The organism is Paenibacillus tepidiphilus (assembly GCF_008635795.1).
Classification (GTDB): Bacteria; Bacillota; Bacilli; order Paenibacillales; family Paenibacillaceae; genus Paenibacillus_AQ; species Paenibacillus_AQ tepidiphilus.
This window is the reverse complement of the sequence record NZ_VWRQ01000039.1, coordinates 20,312-29,781: the sequence shown is the minus strand read 5'-3', so window position 1 is coordinate 29,781 and position 9,470 is coordinate 20,312. Positions and strand designations below refer to the sequence as shown.

Here is a 9,470-nt window from a genome sequence, read left to right as displayed (position 1 = left end):
CGCCATGCGCAAGCATCCTAGCTACAAGGGCGGCTTGGCCCCTCCCTTGGTTGGACTTTCACCAACTAGATAATGCGTGCCTCTGGGCACGCTAAACACCAAAAAACCGCCGCCTCCCGGTCACTCCGGAAGACGGCGGTCATAACTGTGAGTGTATGTTTCTCACTCTCTTACCATTCACTGCTTGTACACCGCGCTTACTTGGGCATTTCCACCCAGGTTGCTCTGGTATATCCAACTCTGAAGCCGGCCCGCTCCATATTGTTCTGGCTGGCGGAGGCATAGGCGCATTGTGCAACCACAAGCTCACAATTATTTAAGGCGGCTTCGTGCATGCGTCTGTGCAGAAAAGCTGTTTGCAAACCGCGTCTGCGGAACTCAGGCAGCGTAGCGGCGAAGGTGCAGGAAGCCACTCCCTGATTCATATACATTGAGGCTGCACCGGCCGGTATGCCATCGACATAGCCCAGGAAGATCCGCCAGCCCGGACGTCTGAACAGCACCTCATTATTGGCGGCCACATGGGCAGCTCCGTTCTCCCCTAGTCCTGTTCCCAGACAGTGCAGTCTGCCGTACAGCGCAAACTCATCGGCTTCAATCTCACGGACCGTTATATCCGGAGAGGTGACCGGGGCATCGGTGCGGGGTATACCGTACATCGTCGTGTGGAACGCATTCTGGTAAAAGCCCTTCTCCGCCAGTGTCCGCAGCAGCTCCTCGCTGCAGGCGGAGGGCACAATCTCCAATTGGCAGCGCCGCCCCCGCTCCCGGTAGAATAAGGTGATCTCGTCCAGATGAACGATATCTTCCGGGGTCAGCCCCTTCACTGTGTTAAATCCACCCCACGGCATCGTCCGGGCATAAAAAGCAGCTGCCTGCCCGAACACCTGCACCTCAATCCCTTCGGGATTGCCTTCGCGTTCCCGGATTGCTTCCATCCTGGAGAGCATGTAGTCCGTCTCGGACTGCACCAGCCGCCGGGCCAATTCATGGGTTACTGCCGGAAATTGCACAGGTCATCTCACTCCTTAAGTTGCCCGGATACCGTTAACGGCTTCCTTCTTCAGGCTCTGCAGCTTCTTGGCAAAAGACCGCGGCGTCAGCCGGTGATAAGCAATCAGCTCGCCGTTATACACCACACTAAATATCCCGTAGGGCGTCGGCGACAGCTCCAGCACCGCCTCGCGGCTGGCCAGCAGCACCACCTCCGCCGGAATATCAAGAGCATCTGCCGCTTCCAGCACATTGGCGCAGGCCACTTCAATGTAAGGGCACTGCTCGCTGCGCAGTATGGTCAAGCCCTCACCCAGACGTTCCAGCCGGGCGCTCCAATCCCGGGGGAAATACGGCGACGGCGCATCCTCCAGCTTGTACGCATACAGCTCAAAGCCGTACGCGGCTTCGTCCACGGGAATAAAGCCATGCTTGCGGAAAATCTCCGGGCCGGGCGCCCACGACGTATCCGCATTGGTAACCACGGCCACTCCATGCTTGCCTAGACGCCTCGCCTCTTCCACACAGCGCGCAATCAGGGCAGATCCGATGCCTTGCCCTGTCAGCCCTGTCCACAGGCAGTGAATGACAAGGTAACCGTCGGCGTATAGCGCACGCCAGGCTTGTTCGCCCGGGGTATACTCGATAAATCCGGCCGGCTTGCCGTCCTCTTTAACAAGAAGATACTGCAGACCTGCAGCCATAGCTTCCACTGTCCAGGCCGTCTTCTTGATAAATCCGGGGGATTTCGGTTTGCTCCGCAGGCAGTAGATGCCCCCGGTATTCAGACTGTGTTCATTATAATAATGCCATTCAAGCGCCACCCGGCACTCCTCCTTCCCCCCTGTTTGACCCGGCAACCGGGGTTACTCATACAAATTCCCGTTTGCCAGATCAGCCAGCCTGTCTACATCCTGTACAGAGAGCCGCCCGTTCTTCCGCTCAATAATGCCTTGTTCAATCATGGACCGTACGACCCGGTTCAAGTGGCGGTAGCTGGTCCCCAGCAATTCGGCGGTCTCCGTGAGGCTGGAGGTGCGGATTTCCTCCACCCGCTGGCTGCCGACGCTGTCCGCGAACAGGGACATCAGGTAGCTGGCAAAGCGGTTCTCCACCGGATACAGCTGGTTCATCGCAGAGGTCTGGCTCAAGGTGTACAGCTTGTGGCTCAGTTCTCCGACCATGAAGCGCAGCAGAGCTGTGTTCGCTTCCATCTCCTTCAGCAGGAGCTTGCGGCCCGCGATCAGGAGCAGGCTTTCGCCGACCGAATCCACTTCATTTTTGACCGGATATTGTTTCAGCAGCTCCACATCCCCGATGATGTACATCGGCCGCGCAAAACGTACGAGCATCGACTTGCCGTTACGCTGCAGCGTGTGGATCTTGAGCTTGCCCGAGACCAGAATGAACATATGTTCCAGCCGTTCGCCGACGGTACAGATCGCTTCGCCGTCGCTGTAGCGCCGCAGCTCCATTTGGGCAATGACAGCGCTGCTGAACATGGTGTGCAGGCCGTTCTTGGCCGCGAGCTCCTGTACTGCTGCCGCGTCGATAATTGAATGCAACGCCAAATTCCTCCCCGCTATTCATACGTCAATCCCGCTCAAGGACATCAATCGCCATCACTGGCCTCCTGTCTGCTCGGATTAACTGTAGCACAGCCTGCGGGTATAAATCCAAACCAATTTCAGTTCAGACGTTTATGGGTTAAAATAACGCTCTAGCGCTTGCATTCCGCGTTGTTGTGCGAAGTTATGGGAGACCCAGGACCGCTCCTGCTGCATTTCATCCCACCACCTGTCGCGCAAGGGCTGCTCCAGAATTCCGTCCTCGCGTCGGCTGAACTCCACCAGAGCCGGGACCGCATCCCAGGACAGCCGGGACAAGTAGTCTGCATCCACGATGCCGCTGGCTTCATAGCGCTTGATGTTCTGGGCAGCTATAATTTTGTCCATGCCAACATAATTCATCAGCACGTAGGAGAACAGGCCCAGCACAATATAACATTTGGCCAGCGGGAAATCGGCTTTGGCGATCCGTACTGCGGTCAGCAGCATCGCCAGGCCGAGAAAGATCATAAATGCATGCACCAGAAAACGGATATAGGTGTAGCCGTAAGCTTCCTCGTATAGGAGGAGCCGGGAAAACGCAGAGTACAGCATGACGAGCGAGCAGAGAACCAGAACATACAGCAGAATGCCCATGGACCGCCGCAGAGCATTCCGGGCCGTGCCGAGAGCAGGCAGCGACAGAAGCAGGATGACAAAATTAATCCCCGTAACGAGAATCAGCTCCAGAAAGCCGCTCCGCGCATAATCCGCGTAGGTACTGCCCTCCGGGAGCAAGCCGTCCCAGGCTCCGAACAAATAGGAGAATTGCACGCTCACAAACAAGAGGTAGACGGTATTCACTGACGCCAGCACCGTCACCATAACTACCGGGTCGATGCCCAGACTAAACGGCTCTGTTGCCGGCTGCCCCTCCGTGTCTTTGGAACCGCTGCTCCGCTCATCCGGCTTTGGCTGCGCGAAGCCAAGCACGAATCCGAACAGACCCGCGCCCAGCAGCAGCACCCATAACGCCCGGAACACGCCTTCCCCGAATGAGATATGCTCCAGCAGCTTCGGCAAGCGGGCCAGCATTTCGCTGAAGACTCCGTCTGCCGTAGACAGCAGCGAGACAACAATGATCAGCAGCGGAGCGGAAATACCCAGTCCGATCAGCACCTTGACCAGCACCTGCCTGCGCTCGTCGTCCCTGTTGCCGCCGTTTCTCTTCCGGATCAGTGAGACCAGTGTCTCCATGTGCCGGAAGGTCTGCGGCACCAGATGTTCCACTGCCGCGCCGATCAGCTTCGGGCTGCTCCAATCAGGCTTCCGGTAGCTCAGCGAATACGTCATATGTAAAAGAATCAGCACCGGCAGCACCAGCAGGTTCAGCACCCTGAACAGCGGATTGGCGAACAGCGCATACGTCATCGCCAGCAGTACGACAGCTCCCAGACCCGCATAGCTGAACACGTTCAGCTCACGGATGGCGTCTTTGGCATAATACATCATGAACACATACAGCAGACCGACAAACACAGGAACTGAGATTCCGGGTGCCATCCCGTAGAACAGATACTGGTGAACCGCCGCCAGCAGCAGTGCCGCTGCCAGCATAGCGATCCCATGCTGCGGTCTGGCCGTAATCGGCTCTTCCATTTCCAGATTCCTCCACTCTTTTACTTGGTTATCCTGATTGTAGCTGATAAAATAAGAAGAAAAAGAGAAAGTTCCGCGAGCTTATTTCCTATTTTAGAGGGGAGCCTTGACCATGAAGCTGCACACCCAATTTCTGAAGCTGCACTCGCAGCATGGCACAGCGGAGGGGGAATGCGCCGTAACGCTGGATGAACTCGCCGTCACACTCGGCTGCACCCACCGCAATGCCCTGCATATCATCGGCAAAATGTCCGGGCTGGGCTGGATCTCCTGGACCCCAAGCCGCGGCCGCGGGCGCCGCTCCCGGCTTGCATTTCTCGCCGCCGCCGAGGATATTGCGCTGCAGTCGATGCGGGAGGCGATCAGCGGCAAGGAGCTCGGCGGCGCACTGGACGGCATCCGCAGCCATGCGCGGGCTTCCTCCATGCAGGATACGCTGCAGGGCTGGCTGCTGGCCTATTTCGGCCATCATACGGAGATCCGCAGCGACAAACGCATTGATACGCTGCGGCTGCCGGTCACGCAGCGCCTGCTTTCCTTCGATCCGCTGTATATGAACCTGCTGGCCGAATCGTTTGTGGCCAGCCATATCTTCGACGGGCTGGCCGCGCGGGGCACCGACGGCGGCACGGTGCAGCCGGGCCTCGCCCACACCTGGGACACAGACAGCACACGCACCGAGTGGACCTTTCACCTGCGTAAAGAGGTGCTCTTCCATCACGGCAAGGTGCTTACCGCCGAGGATGTCGTCTATTCCTTCGGGCGGATGATGAACTCCTCGCAGCGGATGCTGTACAGCTACATAGTCAAGGATATCCGCGAGGTCAAGGCGCTGAACCCTCTGACGGTGCGCATTCTGCTGAAACGGCCGAACGAGCTGTTCCTGCCGTTTCTCTGCACCAGCCGGGCAGCGGTGGTACCCCGCGATTCGGATAACGCTGCTGAGGGCAGCTTCGGCCGCAAGCCGGTGGGAACCGGGCCGTTCAAGCTGGTCGAAGCCCAGGAGGAACGATGGGTGCTGGAGGCGTTTCCGTATTATTTTCAGGGACGGGCCCATCTGGACCAGGTCGAAATTGTGCATGTGCCTTGGGGCACGGCCGGCGCCTCCGGCGAGCCGGGCTCCGCCTTCCATATCATCCCGAATCCCTCAGCGGCCGATTCCGCCACCTGGGGCCGGATTCATTCCCCTTCTTCGGTGCGCAAATTCGTGACCTGCAACACAAAGAAACAGGGACCGCTCAGCGATCCCCGGGTGCGGGCGGATATATTAGCCTGTCTGAGTGAAGAAGCCGCAGGCGTTGGAGATTTGTCAAAGGGGCAGGAAGCGGCGGACATGCCTGCCAGCACGGGAAGCGCTGCTGCGATCCTGCAAATCGCGACGATTCCGCCGTATGCCGCCGACGCCGAAGGGGTCGCTGCCCGGTTAAGCCGGCATGGCCATACCTGCAAGGTGCTTACCGTCTCACCCGAAGCGTTCAAAGGCCCGGTTCGGCTCGAATCCGATCTGATCGTGTTCTCGCTGCTCCGCGATCAGGACGAGCAGCTGCGGCTGTTCGATCTGTATCTGACACTGGCCGAGCATATGGAGCCCCGGGTCCGGGCAGACATCGAAGGACGGCTGCAGCTGATTGCGCGTGAGCCGGATGCCGGCGTCCGCTCCGCAGGCTTCCGTGGAATTGAAGAGCTGCTGATTCAGGACAGCCAGCTGCATATCCTGTACGAGAAGCCCAGTGAAACGGCTTACCTGCCCACCGTACGCGGCGTCTCCTTCAACAGCCAGGGCTGGGTTGACCTGCGCCGCTTGTGGTTCCCGCCCGAGCTGTCTTAGCGCTGTTGGTCCTGGTCCATCAATCCCTTGCCGATTACATTGGTGGAAGGCGGCTGCTTGCCGGCTTCTCTGGCCCAAACCGACAGCTGGCCGATATGATGAATCTCGTGGGCGATCATATGCCGCATGATCTCGCCCCAGTAATCGGTGACTTCCGCTCCGTCGCTTGCACGGATATCTCTGAATACATTGCGCTCCATGCCCTCATGCCAGCCGAGCACAAAGTCCTCAACCTCCGGACGGAAGCGGGCATCCAGCTCTTTTACCTTAGACAGACTGCTGTACTCGGCAAAATCCTCCTGAAAATCTGGCTTCCCCAGCATCGCCATCGTCCAGCTCCACTCCACATCCGCGATATGAAACAGCGTCTTCAGGATGCTCCCGACTCCGCCGGTCCGCGGCTTCAGCAGCTCCTCCTCAGACACGCCTTCACACCACTGGTACCACTGCTCACGCACCATCCAGTTATATCGAAATAAAGTCTGCATCGTTACCCTCCAATTCATTATTATTGCTCCAAGTGTAACATATGTGCGGTATAACCCTTTGGTAAAAGATGATTTAAACGCAAAATAACCCCGCAATGCGGGGCTTATCATGGAGCTGATCCAGGTTCTTTGGGGTGACTACAATATACATTCTGAATAACAAAAATCTGGATAACAAAAAATGCCGCTGACTGCATCAGCGGCATTAACATTTATATGTTATATACGATATAAAAAAACATAGTGTTCCTCAACGCTTACTATAAAGATATAGTAGCATGGAAATGTCAAGAATGCAAGCATTTTTGCGGGAAACCGAGATAATATTTGGCAACTCCCCCCGTTCTGCCCGCACAAGGAACCAGGACGGCCGGAATCCGGTTCGATTTCCCGTAAACCTCCGTGATATGCTCTTCTGCACGAAGGAGGAGATCATCATGCAGATTGAACTGCGGGACATCCGCAAGAGCTTCAAGGTCTACAAACGCCCCGAGGGCAAATGGGGGCTGCTGCGGGGCGCCCTGATGCGGAATGTAGAGGTCGTGGAGGCGCTCAGCGGAATCAGCTTCGGCATCGCCGAAGGCGAGCTGGTCGGGTACATCGGCCCGAACGGCGCCGGGAAGTCAACCTCTGTCAAAATCATGAGCGGCATTCTCACCCCGGACGGCGGCGAATGCCGCATTATGGGCAGAGTGCCGTGGAAAGAACGCACCGCGCATGTATCGCGCATCGGCGTGGTGTTCGGACAGCGCTCACAGCTGTGGTGGGATGTTCCGGTTGAAGATTCTTTTGACGTATTAAGGGATATCTACGGCATAGCACCCGGCGATTACAGGACCCGTCTGGCCGAGCTGACGGCAACCCTCGATGTGGGAGCACTCTTAAGAACGCCGGTCCGGCAGCTGTCGCTCGGACAGCGGATGCGCTGTGAGCTGGTGGCCGCGCTGCTGCACCGGCCGCAGATTCTGTTCCTCGACGAGCCGACGATCGGACTGGACGCTGTCTCGAAGCTCGCGCTGCGCAGCTTCCTGAAAGAGGAGAACCGCAAGCACGGTGTCACGATGCTGCTGACCACCCATGATATGGACGATATTGAAGCGCTGTGTGAACGGGTGATGGTTATCGGCCACGGACAGCTGCTCTATGATGGCCAGCTGGCAGGATTGCAGACGAAATATGCGCCCGAGGTGACCCTGAAGGTCAATACCGACGCTATGATTGCCGCAATGTACAATGATCTGGCGCTAACCTGACGGGCGGGATTAGTGCTCACGAGCATTCCTTATTATTCGGGAGGTGTGAAATGAATATGAAGCAAACCGGCAGGGCCAGCCGCTCCCTGCTGCGCATCAGCATGGCCGAAGGGCTGCAGTACCGGGCATCTGCTATTTCCGGGGTGTTCGTCAGCGTGTTCTGGGGGATACTCGAATGCGTGCTGTTTACGGTCTTTTTTACATACGGCGACAACGCCTGGAACAACAACGGCCTCAGTCTGAAGCAGACGATCTCATACGTGTGGCTGGGACAGGCGCTGTTCCTCTTTCAGCGGATGAGCATCGACGGGGAACTGATGGACAAGATCAACAACGGAAATGTCGGCATCGACCTTTGCCGCCCGCTCGATTTATACACTCACTGGTTTGTCAAAAGCTCCGCCGGCAAGCTGGGGACCTCCTGGATCCGGTCTGCCGCCACGGTGCTGGCCGGTCTGCTGATGCCCGCGGGATACGCGCTCGGCGCCCCCTCTTCCCTGCAAGGCTTCCTTAGCTTCCTGCTGTCGGTAGCCATGGCATTCATCCTCTGCTCGGCGTTCGCCATGCTGGTGACGGCTATCCGTCTCAATGTCACCTGGGGCGACGGTCCGACGTATATGCTGCTTCTTCTCAGCGGCATTTTGTCCGGGACCTATTTGCCGCTGCGGCTATGGCCGGATGAGCTGCAAACCTTTCTCTACCTTCAGCCCTTCGGCGGCTTTGCCGATATCCCGATCCAGCTTTATGTCGGCAGTATGGCCCCGGCAGCCGCTTTGCCGGGAATGGGGCTGCAGCTCCTGTGGAGTCTGGTCTTTGTGCTGGGCGGCCGCTGGATTATGAACCGTAAACTGCAAACCATCATCGTTCAAGGAGGCTGACCTGTCCATGATTTCGGAAGCCAAGATATACGGTAAATACCTGCGGATGCATCTGCTCTCCGGCATGGAATACAAGGGCTGGTGGCTCATGCTGATCCAGGTGTTCGTTGTAGTCGTCACCGATCCCATCTCTACGGTGCTGCTGTTCTCCCGCTTCGGCAACATCGGAGAGTGGACCGTGGCGCATATTATTCTGGTCTATGCGCTGGCGGTGGCCTCCTTCGGGCTGGCGGAGTCCCTGTGCCGCGGCTTTGATTATTTCCCCTGGCAGCTGCTGCGCACCGGTGAATTCGACAGGCTGCTGCTGCGCCCGCGTTCGCTGTTCGTCCAGGTGGCCGCTTCGCGGTTCCATCTGCACCGGCTGGTCCGTCCGGCGACAGGAATCGGCGCAGTATTATGGGCGCTTCGCGAACTGGAGGTGCCGTTGACACCGCTGAATGCGCTGATCCTGGGGCTGGCACTGGCAGGCGGCTGCATTATGTATTGCGGAGTATTCGTACTGACTTCAGGGGTGGCTTTCTTTACGGTGAAGGGGCTCGACTGGATCTATCTCTTCACCAATGCCAGCTACCAGGTTACCCGTGTACCGGAGCCTTATATGCCCAGAGCGCTGAAATCCATGTTCAGCTTCGTGCTGCCAATGCTGTTCATCAGCTTCTATCCGGCGGCTACGGTCTGCGGCTGGGGGTACCCGGCGTGGCTCGGTTACCTTGCGCTGCCTGCAGGCGCGGCGTTCCTCGGCTTCTCCCTAATCATCTGGCGGATCGGCGTCCGCCACTATAAAAGCACAGGCAGCTGACTCCATGGACGGAGCACGCTGCCTG

At 57.8% G+C, this 9,470-nt stretch carries 9 protein-coding genes; 4 read left to right on the top strand and 5 right to left on the bottom strand.

The genetic code is table 11. From position 1 onward, the window contains the following. Positions 1-197: 197 nt before the first annotated feature. From F1379_RS28710 to F1379_RS28695, 4 genes are all read right to left on the bottom strand, one after another. The gene (locus tag F1379_RS28710) at positions 198-1,013 is read right to left on the bottom strand and encodes a GNAT family N-acetyltransferase (RefSeq protein ID WP_239004853.1); all 816 of its coding nucleotides are present in this window, start codon (positions 1,011-1,013) and stop codon (positions 198-200) included. 15 nt (positions 1,014-1,028) lie between these two features. After that, entirely contained in the window at positions 1,029-1,817 is a 789-nt protein-coding gene (locus F1379_RS28705; RefSeq protein ID WP_150275899.1) for a GNAT family N-acetyltransferase, read from the bottom strand. A gap of 42 nt (positions 1,818-1,859) precedes the next feature. Continuing rightward, on the bottom strand, positions 1,860-2,558 hold the full coding sequence (locus F1379_RS28700; RefSeq protein WP_150275898.1) for a Crp/Fnr family transcriptional regulator: 699 nt from the start codon (positions 2,556-2,558) through the stop codon (positions 1,860-1,862). Positions 2,559-2,693: 135 nt separating this feature from the next. Beyond that, on the bottom strand, positions 2,694-4,199 hold the full coding sequence (locus tag F1379_RS28695) for a DUF4153 domain-containing protein (protein WP_150275897.1): 1,506 nt from the start codon (positions 4,197-4,199) through the stop codon (positions 2,694-2,696). A 112-nt stretch (positions 4,200-4,311) separates the two neighbouring features. On the opposite strand from F1379_RS28695, the gene F1379_RS28690 reads away from it, so the two are divergent. Beyond that, the gene (locus F1379_RS28690) at positions 4,312-6,027 is read left to right on the top strand and encodes an ABC transporter substrate-binding protein (RefSeq protein WP_150275896.1); all 1,716 of its coding nucleotides are present in this window, start codon (positions 4,312-4,314) and stop codon (positions 6,025-6,027) included. Here F1379_RS28690 and F1379_RS28685 read toward each other — a convergent pair. Further along, positions 6,024-6,515, bottom strand: a complete 492-nt coding sequence (locus tag F1379_RS28685) for a DinB family protein (RefSeq protein WP_239004852.1) — start codon at positions 6,513-6,515, stop codon at positions 6,024-6,026. The genes F1379_RS28690 and F1379_RS28685 overlap by 4 nt on opposite strands. A 437-nt stretch (positions 6,516-6,952) precedes the next feature. Here F1379_RS28685 and F1379_RS28680 point away from each other — a divergent pair, with 437 nt between their 5' ends. From F1379_RS28680 to F1379_RS28670, 3 genes are read left to right on the top strand one after another with little or no spacing between them, the layout of a single operon-like run. Beyond that, a complete protein-coding gene (locus tag F1379_RS28680) occupies positions 6,953-7,768 on the top strand; it encodes an ABC transporter ATP-binding protein (RefSeq protein WP_239004851.1) in 816 nt (271 codons plus the stop codon). Positions 7,769-7,818: 50 nt separating this feature from the next. Continuing rightward, positions 7,819-8,646: an ABC transporter permease gene (locus F1379_RS28675; protein ID WP_150275894.1), complete on the top strand. Its 828-nt coding sequence runs from the start codon at positions 7,819-7,821 to the stop codon at positions 8,644-8,646. Between the two features lie 7 nt (positions 8,647-8,653). After that, positions 8,654-9,445, top strand: a complete 792-nt coding sequence (locus F1379_RS28670) for an ABC transporter permease (RefSeq protein WP_150275893.1) — start codon at positions 8,654-8,656, stop codon at positions 9,443-9,445. Positions 9,446-9,470: the final 25 nt, after the last annotated feature.

Bases quoted from the DNA above. Each gene is read 5' to 3' on its own strand.
- F1379_RS28695 (WP_150275897.1), bottom strand. From the start codon at position 4,199: ATGGAAGAGCCGATTACGGCCAGACCGCAGCATGGGATCGCTATGCTG.
- F1379_RS28690 (WP_150275896.1), top strand. From the start codon at position 4,312: ATGAAGCTGCACACCCAATTTCTGAAGCTGCACTCGCAGCATGGCACA.
- F1379_RS28685 (WP_239004852.1), bottom strand. From the start codon at position 6,515: ATGCAGACTTTATTTCGATATAACTGGATGGTGCGTGAGCAGTGGTAC.
- F1379_RS28680 (WP_239004851.1), top strand. From the start codon at position 6,953: ATGCAGATTGAACTGCGGGACATCCGCAAGAGCTTCAAGGTCTACAAA.
- F1379_RS28675 (WP_150275894.1), top strand. From the start codon at position 7,819: ATGAATATGAAGCAAACCGGCAGGGCCAGCCGCTCCCTGCTGCGCATC.
- F1379_RS28670 (WP_150275893.1), top strand. From the start codon at position 8,654: ATGATTTCGGAAGCCAAGATATACGGTAAATACCTGCGGATGCATCTG.